Source organism: Histidinibacterium lentulum (genome assembly GCF_003789055.1).
Classification (GTDB): domain Bacteria; phylum Pseudomonadota; class Alphaproteobacteria; order Rhodobacterales; family Rhodobacteraceae; genus Oceanicola; species Oceanicola lentulus.
Map to the genome: position 1 here is coordinate 202147 of NZ_ML119083.1, position 19663 is coordinate 221809.

17 protein-coding genes and 1 tRNA gene are annotated in these 19663 nt (G+C 68.9%); 15 read left to right on the forward strand and 3 right to left on the reverse strand.

The window, feature by feature from the left end; translation table 11 throughout:
- Position 1: 1 nt before the first annotated feature.
- The 13 genes from EAT49_RS06840 to pncA all read left to right on the forward strand — a co-directional run bounded on the left by EAT49_RS06840 (position 2) and on the right by pncA (position 15635).
- Positions 2 to 1492, forward strand: a complete 1491-nt coding sequence (locus EAT49_RS06840) for an NAD(P)-dependent oxidoreductase (protein ID WP_123641557.1) — start codon at positions 2 to 4, stop codon at positions 1490 to 1492.
- A gap of 97 nt (positions 1493 to 1589) precedes the next feature.
- Complete coding sequence (locus tag EAT49_RS06845) at positions 1590 to 2285, forward strand: hypothetical protein (RefSeq protein WP_123641558.1); 696 nt, start codon at positions 1590 to 1592, stop codon at positions 2283 to 2285.
- Positions 2282 to 2971, forward strand: coding sequence for a hypothetical protein (locus EAT49_RS06850; protein WP_185020686.1), 690 nt, complete (start codon positions 2282 to 2284; stop codon positions 2969 to 2971). Before EAT49_RS06845 ends, EAT49_RS06850 begins: the two co-directional genes overlap by 4 nt.
- On the forward strand, positions 2968 to 3690 hold the full coding sequence (locus EAT49_RS06855) for a hypothetical protein (RefSeq protein ID WP_123641559.1): 723 nt from the start codon (positions 2968 to 2970) through the stop codon (positions 3688 to 3690). Before EAT49_RS06850 ends, EAT49_RS06855 begins: the two co-directional genes overlap by 4 nt.
- On the forward strand, positions 3690 to 4121 hold the full coding sequence (locus EAT49_RS06860) for a GFA family protein (protein ID WP_123641560.1): 432 nt from the start codon (positions 3690 to 3692) through the stop codon (positions 4119 to 4121). Before EAT49_RS06855 ends, EAT49_RS06860 begins: the two co-directional genes overlap by 1 nt.
- Position 4122: 1 nt before the next feature.
- Positions 4123 to 8661, forward strand: a complete 4539-nt coding sequence (gene gltB, locus EAT49_RS06865) for a glutamate synthase large subunit (protein WP_123641561.1) — start codon at positions 4123 to 4125, stop codon at positions 8659 to 8661.
- 537 nt (positions 8662 to 9198) lie between these two features.
- Entirely contained in the window at positions 9199 to 9825 is a 627-nt protein-coding gene (mtgA, locus tag EAT49_RS06870) for a monofunctional biosynthetic peptidoglycan transglycosylase (RefSeq protein ID WP_342773820.1), read from the forward strand.
- A gap of 93 nt (positions 9826 to 9918) precedes the next feature.
- Complete coding sequence (gene fzlA, locus EAT49_RS06875; RefSeq protein WP_123641563.1) at positions 9919 to 10584, forward strand: FtsZ-binding protein FzlA; 666 nt, start codon at positions 9919 to 9921, stop codon at positions 10582 to 10584.
- Between the two features lie 110 nt (positions 10585 to 10694).
- Positions 10695 to 11786: a tRNA epoxyqueuosine(34) reductase QueG gene (gene queG, locus EAT49_RS06880; RefSeq protein WP_123641564.1), complete on the forward strand. Its 1092-nt coding sequence runs from the start codon at positions 10695 to 10697 to the stop codon at positions 11784 to 11786.
- 56 nt (positions 11787 to 11842) lie between these two features.
- Positions 11843 to 13033 (forward strand): PQQ-dependent sugar dehydrogenase, encoded by a 1191-nt coding sequence (locus tag EAT49_RS06885; protein WP_123641565.1) that lies wholly within the window; start codon positions 11843 to 11845, stop codon positions 13031 to 13033.
- A 104-nt stretch (positions 13034 to 13137) separates the two neighbouring features.
- The gene (locus EAT49_RS06890) at positions 13138 to 14067 is read left to right on the forward strand and encodes an App1 family protein phosphatidate phosphatase (RefSeq protein ID WP_185020687.1); all 930 of its coding nucleotides are present in this window, start codon (positions 13138 to 13140) and stop codon (positions 14065 to 14067) included.
- A gap of 9 nt (positions 14068 to 14076) precedes the next feature.
- Positions 14077 to 15000: a DMT family transporter gene (locus EAT49_RS06895; RefSeq protein ID WP_123641567.1), complete on the forward strand. Its 924-nt coding sequence runs from the start codon at positions 14077 to 14079 to the stop codon at positions 14998 to 15000.
- 35 nt (positions 15001 to 15035) lie between these two features.
- Positions 15036 to 15635, forward strand: coding sequence for a bifunctional nicotinamidase/pyrazinamidase (gene pncA / locus EAT49_RS06900; protein ID WP_123641568.1), 600 nt, complete (start codon positions 15036 to 15038; stop codon positions 15633 to 15635).
- Between the two features lie 131 nt (positions 15636 to 15766).
- Here the strand turns inward: pncA and mtaB are convergent, their stop codons facing one another.
- Both mtaB and dapF read right to left on the reverse strand, forming a co-directional pair.
- Complete coding sequence (gene mtaB / locus EAT49_RS06905) at positions 15767 to 17020, reverse strand: tRNA (N(6)-L-threonylcarbamoyladenosine(37)-C(2))-methylthiotransferase MtaB (protein ID WP_123641569.1); 1254 nt, start codon at positions 17018 to 17020, stop codon at positions 15767 to 15769.
- 3 nt (positions 17021 to 17023) lie between these two features.
- Positions 17024 to 17872: a diaminopimelate epimerase gene (gene dapF / locus EAT49_RS06910; RefSeq protein WP_246003780.1), complete on the reverse strand. Its 849-nt coding sequence runs from the start codon at positions 17870 to 17872 to the stop codon at positions 17024 to 17026.
- A gap of 84 nt (positions 17873 to 17956) precedes the next feature.
- Here dapF and EAT49_RS06915 point away from each other — a divergent pair.
- Positions 17957 to 18032, forward strand: a tRNA-Lys gene (locus EAT49_RS06915).
- A gap of 127 nt (positions 18033 to 18159) precedes the next feature.
- On the opposite strand, the gene EAT49_RS06920 is transcribed toward EAT49_RS06915, so the two are convergent.
- Positions 18160 to 19170 carry a GlxA family transcriptional regulator gene (locus EAT49_RS06920; RefSeq protein WP_123641570.1) on the reverse strand — a complete coding sequence of 337 codons (1011 nt, stop codon included), beginning with the start codon at positions 19168 to 19170 and terminating at the stop codon, positions 18160 to 18162.
- Between the two features lie 167 nt (positions 19171 to 19337).
- Here EAT49_RS06920 and EAT49_RS06925 point away from each other — a divergent pair, with 167 nt between their 5' ends.
- Positions 19338 to 19634, forward strand: a complete 297-nt coding sequence (locus tag EAT49_RS06925; RefSeq protein ID WP_123641571.1) for a DUF4242 domain-containing protein — start codon at positions 19338 to 19340, stop codon at positions 19632 to 19634.
- Positions 19635 to 19663 lie beyond the last annotated feature (29 nt).

A 19663-nucleotide genomic window follows, 5' to 3' on the forward strand; every position in this document is an offset into this window, starting at 1 on the left:
GATGGCGTCTCAGAAAATGCTGAAGTTCGTGACGGTCGAGCGCGACATGCCGGACAAGCGTCCGCCCAACCTGCGGCGGGAAGATTTCCATGAGATCTACGCGGAGTACGCGCGGGAGAAGGCGGCGGAGCAGGCCGGGCGCTGCAGCCAGTGCGGCGTGCCCTACTGCCAGACCCATTGCCCGCTGCACAACAACATCCCCGACTGGCTGCGCCTGACCGCCGAGGGCCGCCTGCAGGAGGCCTACGAGGTCAGCCAGGAGACCAACACATTCCCCGAGATCTGCGGCCGCATCTGCCCGCAGGACCGCCTGTGCGAGGGCAACTGCGTCATCGAGCAGTCGGGCCACGGCACGGTCACCATCGGCGCGGTGGAGAAGTACATCACCGACACCGCCTGGGACGAAGGCTGGGTGAAGCCGATCAGGCCGGCGCAGGAGCGGACCGAGAGCGTGGGCATCATCGGCGCGGGACCGGGCGGGCTTGCCGCGGCCGACCGGCTGCGGCGCGCGGGCGTGCAGGTGACCGTCTATGACCGCTACGACCGGGGCGGCGGGCTGATGACCTATGGCATCCCCGGCTTCAAGCTCGAGAAGGACGTGGTGATGAAGCGCATGGCGCAGCTCGAGGAAGGCGGCGTCACCTTCCGGCTGAACTGCACCGTGGGCGTTGACATCGGCTTTGACGAGATCCGGGGCGCGCATGACGCGGTGCTCGTCGCCACGGGCGTCTACAAGAGCCGCGACCTGCAGGGCCCGGGATCGGGCAGCGCAGGCATCGTGCGGGCCATCGACTATCTGACGGCGTCCAACCGGGTCGCCAATTTCGGCGACAGCGTGCCGGAATACGAGAGCGGCGAGCTCAACGCGAATGGCAAGAGCGTCGTCGTGATCGGCGGCGGCGACACGGCGATGGACTGCGTGCGCACCGCGGTGCGCCAGGGCGCGACCAGCGTGAAGTGCCTCTACCGGCGGGACCGGGCGAACATGCCGGGAAGCCAGCGCGAGGTGGCCAATGCCGAGGAGGAGGGCGTCGAGTTCGTCTGGCTGTCCTCTCCCAAGGGCTTCACCGCCGGGGGCGGCCATGCGGGCGCGGTGAAGGGCGTCGCGGTCGAGGGCCCGGCCGAGGGCAAGGTCGCGGGCGTCATGGTCCAGAAGATGCGGCTGGGTGCGCCCGATGCGACGGGGCGGCAGGCGCCCGAGCTGATCGACGGGTCGGACTATGTCGAGGAGGCGGATCTGGTGATCAAGGCGCTCGGGTTCGAGCCCGAGGACCTGCCGAAACTCTGGGGTGTCGAGGGCCTCGAGGTCACGCGCTGGGGCACGATCAAGGCGGAGTTCACCACCGGCGCGACGAGTCTGCCCGGCGTCTATGCCGCGGGCGACATCGTGCGGGGCGCGAGCCTTGTCGTCTGGGCGATCCGCGACGGGCGGGACGCCGCCGACGCGATGCTGGAGTACCTGAGCCAGGGCGCTCAGGTGGCGGCGGAGTAGGCCGCGCGAACCTGTGCACAGGGCGTGCACCGGACGTGCACCGAAAGAGAATGGACCCGCCCGCGGCCATGCCGGGCGGAAGTCTGAAAGGACAGCGATGCTGACGGTTCGTCTTCTCACCCTCGGGGCGCTCGCCGCCCTGCCCGCCGCGCCGCAGGCGGCCGCGCAGGCGTTCGGCCTGCCCGAGGGGTGCGAGGGCGTGCTGACCGTGCAGCACCGGTCCTGCCTCGTGACCAATGTCTGGACCTGCGCGGGCGACGCGGAGGGGCTGCAGTGGGTGGCGCTCTTCGACGAGGAGGGGCCGATCCAGGTCAAGCAGGTGGACGCCGAGTTCCAGTGGCTGACGACCTGGTACTTCTCTCCGTCCCAGGTGCGGACGATGGAGACCCCCTCGCCCGATCCGGCGAGCCTGTCGGAGCTGTTCGGGACGGGGTTCGACACCTACGATTTCACGGTGGTGCCCGACGACGGCAGCGTCCCGCTGCGCTATGAGGGGTTCGACCGGATCACCGGGGAGACGGTGATCGACGGCGAGCCGCTGGCGACCACGTCCTTCGGGTTCTCGGTCACCGATCCGGAGGGGCGCGTGCTCTATTCGCTGGAAGGGCGGCAGTTCGTGTCGGAGCGGCACCGGATGTTCTTCCTCGGCGAGAGCTGGGACCCGGCGAACATGGCGCGGGCGGAGGACGCCTCTCCGGTGGCGTTCATCTACCCTGAGGAAGAGGGGTTCATGGCGGCGGAACCGCGATATGAGTGTCAGGCGATCCTGTCGTCATTGGAGACCCAGCCGTGAGATCAGCCCGTCTGTTTCCCGTCCTTGCCCTCCTCGCCGCGCCCGTCGCGGCGCAGGAGACCTTTGTCCTGCCCGAGGGCTGCGAGGCCTATGTCACGATCCAGAGCCGCGAGTGCACGGTGAGCCATCATTTCACCTGCACGGGCGATGCCGAGGGGGTTCAGCGGCGGGTGGACCTCGGCGAGGAGGGCGTTCTCTACGCCGGGGCGATCGACGCGGAGACGCAGTGGATCGAGAGCTGGTTTCCGAACACCGGCCATTCCGAGCGGCTGGAGGAGAGCCCCGCGGACCCGGCCTCGTTCAGCGAGCTTCTGGCGACGGGAGAGGATACCTACGATTTCGTCACGCTGTCGGACGAGATCGGGCCGACGCGCTATGTCGGACGCGATGCGCTGACGGGCGTCACGGAGGTGATCGACGGGGTGACGCTGCGCCAGACGGAGTATTCGATCCGGGCCTACGGGCCGGAGGGCGAGGAGGAATGGCGCTCGAAGGGGAACGAGTGGATTTCCGAGGATTTCCGCATGTTCATCTCGGGCACCTCGACGATCACGACGCCGGACGAGACCTGGCAGAGCGACGAGTCGCCGGTCGAGTTCATTTTTCCGGGAGAGCCCGGTTTCCTGTCCGCCAATCCGAAGTACGACTGCGGGCTGATGATGTCGAAACTGGAGTTCCGCCCATGATCCGCCTGACGATCCCGATGTGTCTTCTGGCCGCCCCCCTCGCCGCGCAGACCTGGACGCCGCCCGAGGGCTGCGAGGGGTTCCTGACGGTGCAGCAGAGGGGCTGCATGCTGTCGAACCATTACATCTGCGAGGACGATCCCGAGGGCGACCAGTGGCGGGTCGATTTCGTCGAGCAGGGGCCGATCTTTGCCAGCCGCATCAACTACGAGACGGAATGGGTCGAGAGCCTGGGCCTGATCACCCAGACGCAGACGCTGCTGGGCGACGACCCGGAGGACCGGGCGAGCCTGACCGAGCTTCTGGAGACGGGGATCGACACCTACGATTTCACCACGATCACCAACGGCGAGGAGGTCACACGATATCGCGGCGCCGACGTGCTGACCGGGGAGACGGTGGAGATCGACGGGCACGAGTTGCTCGTCATGGAATACACGACCGAGGTGGACGAGCCCGAGGGCGGCAGGAGCCGGCAGGAGGGGATCAACTACGTCTCCGAGGAATTCCGGCTGTTCCTGCCCGGCGCCACGGCCTCGCTGAACCCGGACGGCAGCGTGGCGAACGAGCGGGACAACACGCCGGTGGCGCTGATCGAGCCGGGGGAGCCCGGATTCTTTGCCACGACGCCGATCTACGATTGCGGCGTGCAGGACATTTCCGCGCCGGGCGGCACTCTCGCCGCGCCCTTGCGGACGCGTCTCGAGGCGCTGCGCTGATGCGGACGGGCGGCTGCCTCTGCGGGGCGGTGCGGTTCGAGGCCGCGCGGCTGGGTGACTTCGGCGTCTGCCACTGCACGCAGTGCCAGCGCTGGGCCGGCGGCGCGTTCCTCGGCGTGAACGTGCCCGAGGACGCAATGCAGCTGCCCGAGCGGGCGCCGGTAGTGACCTTCCGCTCCTCTGCCCGGGCCAGCCGGAGCCACTGCGGCACCTGCGGCAGCCCCCTGTGGTACCGCCACGACAGGGGCGCGGACGGCACGGGCGACTACGAGGTCGCCATCGGCCTGTTCGACGACGGGAACGGTCTGGAGCTGAAGAGCGAGATCTTCATCGACCGCAAGCCCGACAGCTTTGCCCTGGCAGGCGACCATGCGCGCCTGACCGAGGCCGAAACACTCGCCCGCCACGGCGGCGACAGCGAAGGAGCCTGAGATGACCAAGTTCGATGCGGATTGGGCGCGGACCGAGGCGGAAAAGCGGGCCTGGATGGCCGAGCATTCGCTGTTCCGGGAGGACCATGAGCACGCCTCCTGCGGCGTGGGCCTTGTCGTGTCCATCGACGGCGCCCGGTCGCGGCAGGTCGTCGAGAAGGGCATCAAGGCGCTGAAGGCGGTCTGGCACCGGGGCGCTGTGGACGCGGACGGGCGCACGGGCGACGGCGCGGGCATCCACGTGCAGATCCCGGTGGAATTCTTCTACGACCAGATCCGCCGCACCGGGCACGAGCCGCACATGGACCAGCTGATGGCCGTGGGGCAGGTGTTCCTGCCGCGCACGGATTTCGGCGCGCAGGAGACCTGCCGGACAATCGTCGAGACCGAGGTCCTGCGCATGGGCCACCACATCTACGGCTGGCGGCATGTGCCCGTCGACATCTCAGTGCTGGGCGAGAAGGCCAACGCCACCCGCCCCGAGATCGAGCAGATCCTGATCGCCAACGGCAAGGACATCGACGAGGAGACCTTCGAGCGGGAGCTTTACGTCATCCGCCGCCGCATCGAGAAGGCGGCGGCGGCGGCACAGGTGCCGCAGCTCTACCTCTGTTCGCTGTCCTGCCGGTCGATCATCTACAAGGGGATGATGCTGGCCCAGGACGTGGCCGAATTCTATCCGGACCTGAAGGACGAGCGGTTCGTCTCGGCCTTTGCCATCTACCACCAGCGCTATTCGACCAACACCTTCCCGCAGTGGTGGCTGGCCCAGCCGTTCCGGATGCTGGCCCACAACGGCGAGATCAACACGCTCAAGGGCAACATCAACTGGATGAAGTCCCACGAGATCCGGATGGCCCATTCGGCCTTCGGAGACATGGCGGGCGACATCAAGCCGATCGTGCCGCAGGGATCGTCCGACAGCGCCGCGCTCGACGCGGTGTTCGAGGTGCTGGTGCGCTCGGGCCGCAACGCGCCCATGGCGAAGACCCTGCTGGTCCCGGAAAGCTGGTCGAAGCAGGCCGAGGAGCTGCCGAAGGCCTGGCGGGACATGTATGCCTATTGCAACGCCGTGATGGAGCCCTGGGACGGCCCCGCCGCTCTGGCGATGACGGACGGGCGCTGGGTCTGCGGCGGGCTCGACCGGAACGGGCTGCGGCCCATGCGCTATGTCGTGACGGGCGACAACCTGCTGATCGCGGGCTCGGAGGCCGGGATGGTGCCGGTGGACGAGAAGACCGTCCGCGAGAAGGGCGCGCTCGGACCGGGGCAGATGATCGCCGTGGACATGGCCGAGGGACGGCTGTTCCACGACGTGGAGATCAAGGACAAGCTGGCCGCCGCCCAGCCCTTCTCCGAGTGGGTGGGGGAGATCAACGAGCTTGACGAGCTGCTGGACGGGGTGACGGAGAAGGCCGTCTTCTCGGGGGCCGAGCTGCGCCGCCGCCAGATCGCCGCGGGCTACACGGTCGAGGAGATCGAGCAGATCCTCGCGCCCATGGCCGAGGACGGCAAGGAGGCGCTGGCCTCCATGGGCGATGACACGCCCCCCGCGGTGCTGTCGGAGAAATACCGGCCGCTGTCGCACTATTTCCGGCAGAACTTCAGCCAGGTCACGAACCCGCCGATCGACTCCTTGCGCGAATTCCGGGTGATGAGCCTGAAGACGCGGTTCGGGAACCTCAAGAACGTGCTCGACGAGGATTCGAGCCAGACCGAGATCCTGGTGCTGGACAGCCCCTTTGTCGGCAATGCCCAGTGGGAGGCGATGACCGGCGCCTTTACCAGCGACTGCGTCACCATCGACTGCACCTTTGCCGCCGATGGCGCGGAGGGCGCGCTGCGCGACGGGCTGGACCGCATCCGGGCGGAGGCGGAGGACGCCGTGCGCTCGGGCGCGGGGCACATCATCCTGACCGACGAGACGCAGGGCGAGGACCGCGTCGCGATGCCGATGATCCTCGCCACGAGCGCGGTGCATTCCTGGCTGACGCGCAAGGGGCTGCGGACCTTCTGTTCGATCAACGTGCGCTCGGCGGAATGTATCGACCCGCATTATTTCGCCGTGCTGATCGGCTGCGGCGCGACGGTGGTGAACGCCTATCTCGCCGAGGACACCCTTGCCGACCGGATCGAGCGGGGGCTGATCGAGGGGTCGCTGACGGAGGCCGTGGCCCGGTACCGGAACGCCATCGACCAGGGGCTGCTCAAGATCATGTCGAAGATGGGGATCTCGGTGATCTCCTCCTATCGCGGCGGTCTGAACTTCGAGGCGGTCGGGCTCTCCCGGGCCATGGTGGCGGAGTATTTCCCGGGGATGCACAGCCGCATCTCGGGGATCGGCCTCAATGGCCTGCAGAAGAAGGCGGAGGAGGTGCATCGCCTCGGCTTCCGTGGGGGCCGCGACGTGCTGCCCATCGGCGGCTTCTACAAGGCGCGGCGGTCGGGCGAGACCCATGCGTGGCAGGCGACGAGCATGCACATGATGCAGTCGGCCTGCGACAGGGCGTCCTATGAGCTGTGGAAGCAGTATTCAAGGATGATGACCGGCGCGAAGCCGATCCATCTGCGGGACCTCCTGTCGATCAAGCCCATGGGCGGGCCGATTCCGATCGAGGAGGTCGAAAGCATCACCTCGATCCGCAAGCGGTTCGTGACGCCGGGGATGTCGCTGGGGGCGCTGAGCCCCGAGGCGCACAAGACGCTGAACGTGGCGATGAACCGGATCGGGGCGAAGTCCGACAGCGGCGAGGGCGGCGAGGACCCGGCGCATTTCGTGCCGGAGCCCAACGGCGACAACCCGTCGGCGAAGATCAAGCAGGTGGCCTCGGGGCGCTTCGGCGTGACGGCGGAGTACCTGAACCAGTGCGAGGAACTGGAGATCAAGGTGGCCCAGGGCGCCAAGCCCGGCGAGGGCGGGCAGCTTCCGGGGATGAAGGTGACCGACCTCATCGCGCGGCTGCGGCATTCCACCAAGGGGGTGACGCTGATCTCGCCGCCGCCGCACCACGACATCTACTCGATCGAGGACCTCGCGCAGCTGATCTACGACCTCAAGCAGATCAACCCGCGCGCCAAGGTGACGGTGAAGCTGGTGGCCTCCTCGGGCGTCGGCACCATCGCCGCGGGCGTGGCGAAGGCGAAGGCGGACGTGATTTTGATCTCCGGCCATAACGGCGGGACGGGGGCGTCGCCTGCGACCTCGATCAAGTATGCCGGTTTGCCGTGGGAGATGGGCCTGACGGAGGCGCATCAGGTTCTGGCGATGAACAACCTGCGGGACCGGGTAACGCTGCGCACCGACGGCGGGCTGCGCACCGGCCGCGACATCGTCATGGCCGCGATGATGGGGGCCGAGGAATACGGCATCGGCACCGCGGCGCTGATCGCCATGGGCTGCATCATGGTGCGGCAGTGCCAGTCGAACACCTGCCCGGTGGGCGTCTGTACCCAGGACGAGGCGCTGCGGGCGAAGTTCACCGGGAACGCGGACAAGGTGGTGAACCTGATCACCTTCTACGCCACGGAAGTGCGGGAGATCCTCGCCTCCATCGGCGCGCGGAGCCTCGACGAGGTGATCGGCCGGGCGGACCTGCTGACGCAGACCTCGCGCGGCGCGGCGCATCTGGACGATCTCGACCTCAACCCGCTGCTGATCACAGTCGACGGGGCGCATCACATCACCTACGACCGCACCAAGCCGCGGAACCCGGTGGACGACACGCTGGATGCCGAGATCATCAAGGACGCCGCGCGCTTCCTCGAGGACGGCGAGAAGATGCAGCTGCAATATGCGGTGCAGAACACGCTTCGGACCATCGGCACGCGCACCTCGAGCCACATCGTGCGGAACTTCGGGATGCGGAACGACCTGCAGCCCGACCACCTGACGGTGAAGCTTAACGGCTCCGCCGGACAGTCGCTGGGCGCCTTCGCCGCGCCGGGGCTGAAGCTGGAGGTATCCGGCGACGCCAACGACTATGTCGGCAAGGGTCTCTCGGGGGGCATGATCGTGGTCAGGCCGCCCATGGCCTCGCCGCTGGTGGCCTCCGAGAACACGATCATCGGCAACACGGTGCTTTATGGCGCCACGGCGGGCTATCTCTTCGCCGCGGGCCGGGCGGGGGAGCGGTTCGCCGTGCGGAACTCGGGCGCCCATGTGGTGATCGAGGGCTGCGGGTCGAACGGCTGCGAATACATGACCGGCGGCGTTGCGGTGATCCTCGGCTCCGTGGGCGCGAACTTCGGCGCCGGCATGACCGGGGGGATGGCCTATCTCCATGATCCGGAGGGCACGTCCCTGCCGCTTCTCAACATGGAGACGCTGGTGACCTGCCCGGTGACGGTGGACCACTGGCACGACCAGCTGAAGGGGCTGATCGAGCGCCACCTCGCCGAGACCGGGAGCCGCAAGGCCGCCGAGATCCTCCAGCACTGGGAGGAGGAGCTGCCGAATTTCGTGCAGGTCTGTCCGAAGGAGATGCTGGACAAGCTCGCGCATTCCATCGGCATCGAGGAGGCCCGCGTTCCGGCGGAGTGAGCGAGAGTCAGGGATCGGCGCGGCCTTGCCGCGCCGACACGCGGGGGCGCTGCCCCCGCACCCCCGGGATATTTCCGGCCAGAAGAACGGGAGGCTCGGCGCCGCGGGACCGGCGGCGCGCCCATTGATGGCGCGATTTGTGGAGTTCCGCCCCGGCGAGAAAGCAATTCTCGCCCGATGCGAGGCGTTGGACCGGACCTGACGTTGCGTCCTCCCGGCGGCCCGGATCCGGCGCCCGGTCAGCCCCGATTCGGTCGTTATTGTTTCCAAGTCGCGCCCAATTTACCGGGAATTGTCTCTCTGTCGGAGTATCCGGTTGGGCGAGGCGGGGATGGTCAGGTTACGGGCGGAGTGCAAGACAGGGGCGGAGCGGCGAATCGTGACCTTGATGCTACGTCCGAAGAGAGCACCACGGGAATCATGGCAGCACGGGCAAAAAAGAGTCGCCGATCAACGGCTTCTGGCGGCAAATCCGTCACAGGTGGATCGTTTGCCGCGCTCCGCCGTTGGACGTTCAGGCTTCTGGGGGGTGCTGTGGTGCTGACGTTCATGTTCGTGTCTCTCTTCGCGATGGTCGATCCGCCGACCACGCCGTACATGTATTCCGAGAGTCGCAGGCTCGACGGGGTGCAGCGGGAGTGGGTGCCGATCGAGCAGATCGCGCCGGTCATGGCCCGCGCGGCCGTGGCGGCAGAGGATGCGGATTTCTGCGAACACTGGGGCCTCGACCTGAGCGCCATCCGCGCGGCAATGAAATCCGGCGGACAGAGGGGCGGGTCCACGATCAGCCAGCAGGTCGTCAAGAACGTCTACCTCTGGCATGGCCGGTCCTACCTGAGGAAGGCAATGGAAGCGGTTCTGACCCCCGTCATGGAGGCGGTCTGGTCAAAGCAGCGCATCCTGGAGGTCTATCTGAACGTGGCGGAGTTCGACGAGGGCGTGTTCGGCGTGGAAGCGGCCTCGCGGCATTACTTCGGCATCAGCGCCGCGGAGCTGTCGCCGATGCAGGCGGGGCTTCTGGCCGCCCTTCTGCCCTCTCCCAAGACACGCTCGGCCTCGCAGCCCTCGTCCTACATGCGTCAGCGGGCGCAGGACATCGTCAACGGCGCGGCGACCATCGAGCGGGACGGCCGGTCCGCCTGTTTCGAGACACGGGCGGGCTGACACGCGGCGGCGCGACAGGCATGTGTCGCGACGCACGCTGTTGAACCGGCCCGCACTTCACGGCATGGAAGGCGCGAGGAGTGCCCCTGGTCCATGAACCGACTGTTCCATTATCCGCTGTCCCCGTTCTCGCGGAAGGTCCGGCTGACGCTGGCCGAGAAGCGGATTGAGGTGGATCTCGTGGAGGAGCGCTACTGGGAGCAGGACCCCGATTTCCTGCGGCGCAATCCCGCCGGAAAGGTGCCGGTCCTGCGCTACGGCAACCGGATCATGGCCGATTCGACGGCGATCTGCGAGTATCTCGAGGAGGTGCAGCCCAACCCGCCGCTGATGCCGCGCCTGCCCGAGGCGCGCTACGAGGTCCGGCGGCTGGTGGCCTGGTTCGACGACAAGTTCCATGCGGAGGTGACCTGCAAGCTTCTGGGCGAGCGGGTGTTCCGCAAGGTGATGGGGACCGGTTACCCCGACTCGGCGAACGTGAAGGCCGGCGCGCGGGCGATCAAGGAGCATCTCGATTACATGACGGCGCTGCTGGAGCAGCGGCGATGGATCGCGGGCAACGACCTGAGCCTGGCCGATTTCGCCGCCGCGGCGCATCTGTCCTGCCTCGACTACATCTCGGACGTGGACTGGAACCGGTCGGAGACGGTCAAGGACTGGTACGCCAAGATCAAGTCGCGCCCGGCCTTCCGGTCGATCCTTGCGGACCAGATTCCGGGCTTTCCGCCCCCCGCCCATTACGCCGACCTGGATTTCTGACGGCGCGCGGATGTCGTCCGAGAGGTCGGCCGGGGCGCTGCGGGCGCCGGTGTCGGTCGGACCAGTGGCGGCCCGATGGAGAGCCCGGGACGTTTGGAGCCAGAAGGACCATGGGCGATCTCAAGGAGAGACTGCGGGAGCGCGCCCTTGCGGAGGGCTTCTCCGCCATGGGCGTCTGCCGTCCCGATGCCATTCCGGAGGCGGCGGGGCGGCTCCGGGCCTTCGTCGAGGCGGGGCGGCACGGGCAGATGGGCTGGATGGCCGAGCGCATGGGCTGGCGCGGCGACCCCGCGGCGCTGTGGCCGGAGGCCCGGTCGGTGGTGATGCTGGCGGAGGTCTACACGCCCGGGCACGATCCCATGGCGGTGCTGGACAGGCCCGAACGGGGAGCGGTGAGCGTCTATGCCCACGGGCGGGACTACCATGATCTGGTGAAGAAGCGGCTGAAGCGGGTCGGGCGGTGGCTTCTGGAGGAGGCGGGGTCCGGTTCCGGACCTGGCGAGCGGGTGCGGCTCTCGGCGAAACCGGAGGTTTCGCCGGAAATCAAGGTCTTCGTGGATACGGCGCCAGTGATGGAGAAGCCGCTGGCGCAGGCGGCGGGGCTGGGCTGGCAGGGCAAGCATACGAACCTTCTGTCCCGCGATCTGGGCAACTGGTTCTTCCTGGGCGCGATCTTCACCACCATCGCGCTCGAGCCCGACGCGCCGGAGGAGGAGCATTGCGGTTCGTGCCGGCGCTGTCTCGACATCTGCCCGACGGACGCCTTTCCCGCGCCGTTCCAGCTCGATGCGCGGCGCTGCATCTCCTATCTGACGATCGAGCACGAGGGACCGGTGGACGCGGCGCTCCGGCCCGGAATCGGGAACCGGATCTACGGCTGCGACGACTGTCTGGCGGTCTGTCCCTGGAACAAGTTCGCCCGGGAGGCGCGGGAGACGCGGTATCTGGGCGACCCGGAGCCGCCGCTTCTCGCGGATCTGGCGGCGCTGGACGATGCCGCGTTCCGGGCGCGCTACGCCGGCAGCGCGATCAAGCGGATCGGGATCCGGCGGTTCCTGCGCAATGTGCTTTACGCGATCGGAAACTCCGGAGAGGTCGGCCTCGCGCCCGCGGCGGCGGCGCATCTGGACCACGAGGACGCGACGGTGAGGGACGCCGCGCGGTGGGCGCTCGGCCGATTGGGGAACCGGGGGGGCGACTGACGGGTTTTCCGCACCATATGCCGATCAACGGCCCGACCCAGCCCCAAGGAGATCCCATGCGTCTGTCCCTGTCCGCCCTCGCCCTTTGCATCGCGGCGCCCGCCCTCGCCCAGGACCCCGTCGACCAAGGTGCGGCCAATGCCGCGTTCGAGCCGGCCTTCGAGGGTCAGACCCGCGCGCCGGCGCTCGAGGACACGGCGGTGACGGTGGAGACCTTCGCCGAGGGGCTCGAGTTTCCCTGGGGCATCGCGGCCTTGCCGGAAGGCGGGTTTCTCGTGACGGAGCAGCCCGGAACCCTTGTCCATGTGAGCGAGGACGGCACGGTGTCGGAGCCCATCTCGGGCGTGCCTGAGGTGGACTACCGTCAGCAGGGCGGGCTTCTCGACGTGGCCGTTGCGGAGGATTTCGCGGAGAGCCGCCGGTTGTGGCTGAGCTTCTCGAAGCTGACCGAGGCGGGCACCCACACCGCCGCGGTGACCGCGACCCTGTCCGAGGACATGCGCGCGCTCGAGGACGTGACGGAGATCTTCCTGCAGATGCCGGCCTCTCCGAACCCGATGCATTTCGGAAGCCGCGTTGCGCCCGAGCCCGGCACGTCCAATGTCTGGATCACGACGGGTGAGCATTTCAGCCAGGCCGAGCGGCTGCTCGCCCAGGATCTGGAGACGACCTATGGCAAGGTCGTGCGGGTCGACGGCACGAGCGGCGCGGCGCCCGAGGACAATCCCTTCGTCGGCGAGGTGGCGATCAACTCGATCTGGTCCTACGGTCACCGGAACGTGCAGGGGGCCGCGGTCCATCCCGATACCGGAGCGCTCTGGACGGTCGAGCACGGGCCGCGCGGCGGCGACGAGGTGAACCGGCCCGAGCCGGGCGAGAACTACGGCTGGCCGGTGATCTCCTACGGGATCAACTACAACGGTTCGGACGTGGGCAGCGGCGAGGCGGTGCGCGAGGGCATGGCGCAGCCGGTGTACTACTGGGATCCGGTGATCGCGCCGGGGGGCGCTGTGTTCTACGAGGGCGAGATGTTCCCCGACTGGCAGGGCGACCTCCTGATCGGCGGGCTGGTGGCCGCGGCGCTCGTGCGGCTCGAGGTCGATGCCGAGGCCGGACGCGTCACCGGCGAGGAGCGCGTGGCCGAAGGGATCGGCCGGGTGCGGGACGTGGTGGTGGCCTCCGACGGGGCGGTCCTCGTCCTGATCGACGCGGAGCAGGGCACGATCCAACGTATCTCGGCAGAGTGATGATGCGGTCGCGGCCAGCCCGGGCGCTGTCGCGCCTCCTCGCCGCGGCGGAACAGCTGCTTGACCGGCTCCGGGGACGGCACCGTCCCCGGAAGGAACCGCCGGTGCTGGAGCCTTACCTTGGCTATGCAACGCCGGAGCGGCTGGTTCTGCGCGGGAGATTCCTGAGCGCGCTGAAGCGGGCGACCCCGCAACCCGACCAGAGCCGCTGGACCAACCTGCGGCAGATGGTGCGGCTGTTCCTGACCGACGAGGTGGCGGGCGTGCCGGTGAGCGCCCGCGGCGTGCGCGCATTGTCCGACGACGAGGGCTATGTCCGGCTGGAGGTGCCGCGACACCGGTCGGACCGCGGTTGGGCCCGGGTCGTCATCGCTCGCGAGGCGGAACCGGAAGGCGTTCCGGCGGAAGAGGCGCAGGTGGGCCTGAGGGCGCTGGTGCCGCGGAAGGATGCACGGCTTGGCGTCATCTCGGATATCGACGACACCATCTTGCACACGGGCGCCTGGCGACCGGTGCGCATGTTGTGGATCTCGTTGACCGGGAACGTCCTGACCCGGCAGGTGTATCCCGATGCGGCCGCGCTGCTTCGGAGCCTCTGCGAGAAGGGACGGAATCCCGTCTATTACGTCAGCTCCAGCCCGTGGAACCTCCATGACTTCCTCGGGCATCTGTTCCGGCGCGCGGATCTGCCGGAAGGACCGATGATGCTGCGGGATTTCGGGCTGTCGGAAGGCAGGATCGTCTCGGACAGCCATGGCGCCCACAAGGGCGCGGCGATCGACGCGCTGCTCGCCGCCAATCCGCGTCTGCCCTTTGTTCTGTTGGGCGACACCGGCCAGCACGATGCGGAGATCTACCGGGCTGCAGCGCGGCGGCATCCGGGCCGGATGCGCGGCGTGGCGCTGCGCACGCCGGGGCACGGGACCGACGCCGCCGACGAGGTGCATATCCGCGCCCTGCGCGAGGACGGCATTCCGGTTCACGTCGGGCGAACCTTCACGGGTGCGCTGGAAGCCCTCGGGGAGACCGGATAAGCCTCCGCCATGGCGCCCCAGCCCGGCCCCGCGCGGGGCATCCTCCTGATGATGGCGGCGATGACCGTCTTCACGCTGATGTCGGCCTTCGTGAAGGCCGCGGAGCGCGTGCCGGCGGGCGAGACCATGTTCTTCCGCTCCGCCCTTGCCGTGCCGGTGGTCTTTGCCTGGCTCTGGGCCACGGGCGGGCTGAAGGGCGGGGTCCGGACCACGAGCTATCGCGGTCACGCCTTTCGTGGCATCGCGGGAGCGACGGCCATGGGCCTCGGCTTTGCCGGACTGAAGTTCCTGCCGCTGCCGGAGGTCACCGCGCTGAGGTTCATCACGCCGGTGATCATCGTGGTGCTGGCCGCCCTGATGCTGGGCGAGCGGTTCCGGCTGGTGCGGCTGGGGGCGGTGGTCATGGGCCTTGTCGGGGTGACGATCATCACCCTGCCCCGCTTCACCGCCGGATTCGGGACGGCGGAGGCGCTGGGCGCGGTCCTGACGCTTGGATCGGCGGCGATGGCGGCGCTGGCACAGATCTTCGTCAAGTCGATGTCCGGGCGGGAGTCGACGGCGGCCATCGTGTTCTATTTCTCGATGACGGCGGCGGTGCTGTCGCTGCTGACCCTGCCCTTCGGCTGGGTCTGGCCCCGGGGCCTGGACTGGATCTGGCTGATCGGCTGCGGGCTCCTCGGCGGGGTCGGTCAGATCCTCCTGACGGCCTCCTACCGCCATGCGGATGCGGGGGTGCTGGCGCCCTTCACCTATGTGACGATGCTCTGGGCGGTGGTGATCGGCTATGTCTGGTTCGGCGAGGTGCCGACCTGGACCATGCTCGGCGGCGCCGCTCTGATCATCTCGGCGGGCATCGTCATCGTCTGGCGCGAACGGCAGCTCGGCCGGGAGACGACGGCAGAGCGCAAGGTGGTGGCGAAGGGCTATCAGTAGGCTAGGGTCTGCCCCGGCTGATACCGGAGGATGACATGACCGATACCGCGCTGCTCGTGATCGACGTGCAGAACGATTTCTGCCCCGGCGGGGCGCTGGCCGTGGGCGGGGGGGACGAGATCGTGCCGGGGATCAACGCGGCGATGGCGGAGTTCGGCGCGGTGGTGCTGACGCAGGACTGGCATCCGGCGGGGCATTCCTCCTTTGCGTCAGAGCACGACGGAAAGGCGCCGATGGAGATGATCCGGATGCCCTACGGGCCGCAGGTGCTCTGGCCCGATCATTGCGTGCAGGGCACGGAGGGTGCGGCGTTTCATGCAGGGCTCGCGACGGACCGCGCGGACCTGGTGATCCGCAAGGGGTTCCGGCGGGAGATCGACAGCTATTCGGCCTTTTTCGAGAACGACCACAAGACGCCGACAGGCCTGGAGGGGTACCTCAGGACGCGGGGAATTTCGCGGGTCGTCTGCGTGGGGCTGGCGACGGATTTCTGCGTGAACTTCTCGGCAGTGGACGCGGCGCGGCTGGGGTTCGAGGTGGAGGTCAGGACGGCGCTCTGCCGGGGGATCGACCTTGGCGGGTCGCTCCCGGCAGCCTTGCAGGGGATGAAGGACGCGGGCGTCCGGGTGGTGTGAGGGGCGTGGTGGGTTGAAAACCCACCCGACCCTGCCCGGTGCGGGCCGGTTCACGGGGGGTGTCCGGGTTGGCCGCGCTGAAGCCCGTCCTACGGCGACGGGGGCCTTGTGCAGCGAGTCGCGAAGCAGGGTCAGGCGGCGAGGCGGGGGCCGTCGACCGAGCGGATCGTGGCGGGGATGATGCGGCTCTCGGGCTGGTCGGTGGTGAAGCTCACCTCGGCGAACTGTTCGGTCCGGCCGAGGCGCGGGCTTTCCATCAGCACGTTGTGGCGAAGGCCGACCTGGGCCGCGAGATGGCGGGCGCGCATCTCCTCGCCCAAGCTCCGCAGGCGGGCGGCGCGGGCGCGGATCGTGGCGGCATCCACCTGGGGCATCCGCGCGGCGGGCGTGCCGGGCCGCGGCGAATAGGGGAAGACGTGGAGCCAGGTCAGGCCGCAGGCCTCCACCAGCCGAAGGGAGTTCTCGAAGGCCGCCTCGGTCTCTGTGGGGAAGCCCGCGATGATGTCGGCGCCGAAGGTGATGTCGGGGCGCAGGCGCCGCGCCTCCTCGCAGAAGGCGATGGCGTCGCCCGATAAGTGGCGGCGCTTCATCCGCTTCAGGATCAGGTCGTCGCCGTGTTGCAGCGACAGGTGCAGGTGGGGCATGAGGCGCGGCTCGGTGGCGATGGCCTCCATGAGCGCGGGATCGACCTCGATCGAGTCGATGGACGACAGGCGCAGGCGCGGCAGATCCGGCACGAGGCGCAGGATGCGGCGCACGAGATCGCCCAAGGGCGGCGCGCCGGGCAGGTCGGCGCCCCAGCTTGTCAGGTCGACGCCGGTCAGCACCACCTCGGCATAGCCGCGATCCACCAGCCGCCTGATCTGGTCGACCACGACGCCCGCGGGCACGGAGCGGGAATTGCCTCGGCCGAAGGGGATGATGCAGAAGGTGCAGCGGTGGTCGCAGCCGTTCTGGATCTGCACATGGGCGCGGGAGCGGGTGCCGAACCCGTCGATCAGGTGGCCTGCGGTTTCGCGCACGGACATGATGTCGTCCACCAGAACGCGCTCGGTCTCGCCGATCAGGTCGGGGGCGAGGCGGGTCCAGGTGGCGGGGTCCATCTTCTCGGAATTGCCGATGACGCGGGTGACCTCGGGCATGGCGGCGAAAGTCTGTGGCTCCACCTGGGCCGCGCATCCGGTGACGATGACGGGCGCGCCGGGGTTTTCCCGCGCGAGACGGCGGATGTCCTTTTTTGCCTTGCGCACCGCCTCGGCGGTCACCGCGCAGGTGTTCACGACGACCGCGCGCTCCAGCCCCGCGGCGCGGGCGAGTTCGGTCATGGCCTCGGTCTCGTAGGCGTTGAGGCGGCAGCCGTGGGTGGAGAAGACAGGGGCGTCCATGGACTAGCCCGCGGCCACCGGCGCGACGTGCCAGACGCCGGAGAAGACATGGGCGGTGGGCCCGGTCATCCAGACGCCATCGTCGGCCCAGCGCACGGTCAGCTCGCCGCCGTCGAGGACGACGGTCACCTCGCGCGAGGTGAGCCCGCGGCGGTGGGCGGCGACGGCGGTGGCGCAGGAGGAGGAGCCCGAGGCGAGGGTGATGCCGGTGCCGCGCTCCCAGACGCGCATGCGGATGCGGTCGGGGGCGATGACGCTGGCCACCTGCACGTTGGTGCGCCGGGGAAAGAGCGGGTGCAGCTCATGCGCCCGGCCGATGGCGGCGAGGTCCACGGCCTCGGCATCGGCGACGAAGAAGGTGCAGTGCGGATTGCCCATGCCGGTGGCGGTGGGCGCGCCCTCGATCGGCAGCTCCAGCGTGTCCATGGCATGGGAGAGCGGGATGTCCTCCCAGTCGGTCTGGGGGTGGCCCATGTTCACCGAGACCGCGCCCGAGGCGCTGCGCACCGCATGCAGGAGCCCGCGGTCGGTCTCGATGCTGAGGACCTTCGCGCCGATCTCCTGGAACACATGGGCGGCGATGCAGCGGGTGGCGTTGCCGCAGGCGGCGGACGGCGTGCCGTCGGCGTTCCAGAAGGCGAGGCGCAGGTCGGCGCCGGCGGCGGGCTGCATCACGGCGAGCTGGTCGAATCCCACGCCGCGGTGTCGGTCGGCCATCTGGGTCACGAGCGCGGCATCGGGCCGCATCGCCGCACGGCGCGCGTCGATCACGACGAAGTCGTTGCCGAGGCCGTGCATCTTCATGAAGGGAAGGCCGGCGGAAGGGGTCCCGTGGTCAGGCATGGGGCGCATATAGCCAAGGGCATGGCCGGGGGCCAGAGGGCGGCGGTTTCGGGGTTGACCGTCGCAGGGCCTTTTCCTACACGCGGGCTTCGTGGGCCGTTAGCTCAGTTGGTAGAGCAACTGACTTTTAATCAGTGGGTCGCAGGTTCGAATCCTGCACGGCTCACCACTGCAACCGGACTGTTCGAGATCCTCGCCGGGAACGCCGGATGGCCGCGCAAGCGTGAGCGGCGCGTTCGTCGGACGGTCGGCGGACCTGTCTGTCATTCACATGCCGCAGCCGGCGGACGCGACCGTCAACCTGGCGCCCCGACGGGGCGGCCGAACCGGGCGCGGTAGGCGGCGGGGGTGGTTCCGGTGTGGCGGCGAAAGACGGTCCGGAAGAATGCCGTGTCGGCATAGCCGACCGCCAGAGCCACCTGCGCGATGGAGGTGGCCCCGTCCTCCAGCATCGAACGGGCCGCCGCGACGCGGGGCATCTGGAGATAGGCCCCGGGGCGCGCGCCCGTGGCCTCCTTGAAGCGGCGGACAAGGTTCCGGCGGCTCATGCCGACGAGCGCGGCGAGCTCTTGCGTGTGCACGTCGCGGTGGAGGTTCGCGACCAGATGCTCCTCCGCCTGCTGCACCTGCCGGTCGGCATGGGGGCGCGACAGCGGCAGGATGGCGTAGCCCGACTGGCTCGGCCTCGGCATTTCGAGAAGCAGGGCCCGCGCCGTCTCGACGGCGACGCGGTGCCCGCAGAACCGTTCGACGAGGTAGAGGCCGAGATCGGAGGCCGCGTTGACGCCGCCGCCGCAGAACAACCCGGCATCCTCCGTGATCAGCAGATCGGTGCGCCAGCGGACCCGCGGATAGCGGGACCGGAAGGCCTCCGCCACACCCCAGTGGGTGGTGGCCCGGCGCCCGTCGAGCAAGCCGGCTTCGGCGAGGAAGGCCACACCCGAGCAGACGCCGGCGACGAGGGTTCCCTCCGCGTATCGGTCGCCGATCCAGGGCGGCAGCGCCGCGTGACGCTGCATCCAGTCCTCGGGCATCGGCCCCGAGGCCGAGACCATCGCCAGATCGACCGGACCGAGATCGGCGAGCGCGTGGTCCGGGGCGATCCTGAGGCCATAGGCGCTTTCAACCGGCCCGCCGTCGATGGAGGCGGTGGTGACCTCGAACCGGGGCTCCGGCGCCGTCCCGCGCATCTCGTTCCACATCGCCCCCGCCGAGGCAAAGACCTCGAGCGGACCGACCGCCGTCGAGGCGTAGCCCTCGTTCACGAGGATGATCGCGACCTTCTGTCTGCCTTCGGCGTCCGTCATGCTCCTCTACCCGCCACGGGCCGTCATGGTGACGGACCCGCGCCGGATTTTCCACCCGCGGCGGGGTCCGTGGCGCGTTCGTCCCCCGCCTCTGGCACGATCACCGGCTTTCTCAAGGCCCCCGGCGTCGCCATTTTCCGGGGACCGCAGATCGAAAGGAGCAAGCCATGGACCTCTACATCATTCGTCGCCACGGCCCCTGGGCCGACGAGGCGGAACTCGAGAAGGCCACGGAGGCATCCCTGCAAGTGGGCGCGGACATGCAGGACCGGCTGCGCTGGATCCGCAGTTACGCCGTCACCGAGGAGGACGGGCGCCTGGGGTCGCTCTGCATCTACGAGGCGGCGGACGCCGACGCGATCCGGGAGCACGGGCGGCGCATCGGTGCACCGACCGAGGATTTCCAGATGGTGCGGGGCACCGCGATCAAGCGCACCGACCCCGATCCGATCCAGCGGGTCTGACCCCGCCGGGTCGGCACGCCTGCCGGGTG

Excerpts from the sequence above, each read along its gene's own strand:
- EAT49_RS06855 (WP_123641559.1), top strand. The coding sequence starts at position 2,968 with ATGATCCGCCTGACGATCCCGATGTGTCTTCTGGCCGCCCCCCTCGCC.
- EAT49_RS06885 (WP_123641565.1), top strand. The coding sequence starts at position 11,843 with ATGCGTCTGTCCCTGTCCGCCCTCGCCCTTTGCATCGCGGCGCCCGCC.
- pncA (WP_123641568.1), top strand. The coding sequence starts at position 15,036 with ATGACCGATACCGCGCTGCTCGTGATCGACGTGCAGAACGATTTCTGC.
- EAT49_RS06920 (WP_123641570.1), bottom strand. The coding sequence starts at position 19,170 with ATGACGGACGCCGAAGGCAGACAGAAGGTCGCGATCATCCTCGTGAAC.
- EAT49_RS06845 (WP_123641558.1), top strand. The coding sequence starts at position 1,590 with ATGCTGACGGTTCGTCTTCTCACCCTCGGGGCGCTCGCCGCCCTGCCC.
- gltB (WP_123641561.1), top strand. The coding sequence starts at position 4,123 with ATGACCAAGTTCGATGCGGATTGGGCGCGGACCGAGGCGGAAAAGCGG.
- dapF (WP_246003780.1), bottom strand. The coding sequence starts at position 17,872 with ATGCGCCCCATGCCTGACCACGGGACCCCTTCCGCCGGCCTTCCCTTC.
- EAT49_RS06925 (WP_123641571.1), top strand. The coding sequence starts at position 19,338 with ATGGACCTCTACATCATTCGTCGCCACGGCCCCTGGGCCGACGAGGCG.
- EAT49_RS06895 (WP_123641567.1), top strand. The coding sequence starts at position 14,077 with ATGGCGCCCCAGCCCGGCCCCGCGCGGGGCATCCTCCTGATGATGGCG.
- EAT49_RS06840 (WP_123641557.1), top strand. The coding sequence starts at position 2 with ATGGCGTCTCAGAAAATGCTGAAGTTCGTGACGGTCGAGCGCGACATG.
- mtaB (WP_123641569.1), bottom strand. The coding sequence starts at position 17,020 with ATGGACGCCCCTGTCTTCTCCACCCACGGCTGCCGCCTCAACGCCTAC.
- EAT49_RS06860 (WP_123641560.1), top strand. The coding sequence starts at position 3,690 with ATGCGGACGGGCGGCTGCCTCTGCGGGGCGGTGCGGTTCGAGGCCGCG.
- queG (WP_123641564.1), top strand. The coding sequence starts at position 10,695 with ATGGGCGATCTCAAGGAGAGACTGCGGGAGCGCGCCCTTGCGGAGGGC.
- fzlA (WP_123641563.1), top strand. The coding sequence starts at position 9,919 with ATGAACCGACTGTTCCATTATCCGCTGTCCCCGTTCTCGCGGAAGGTC.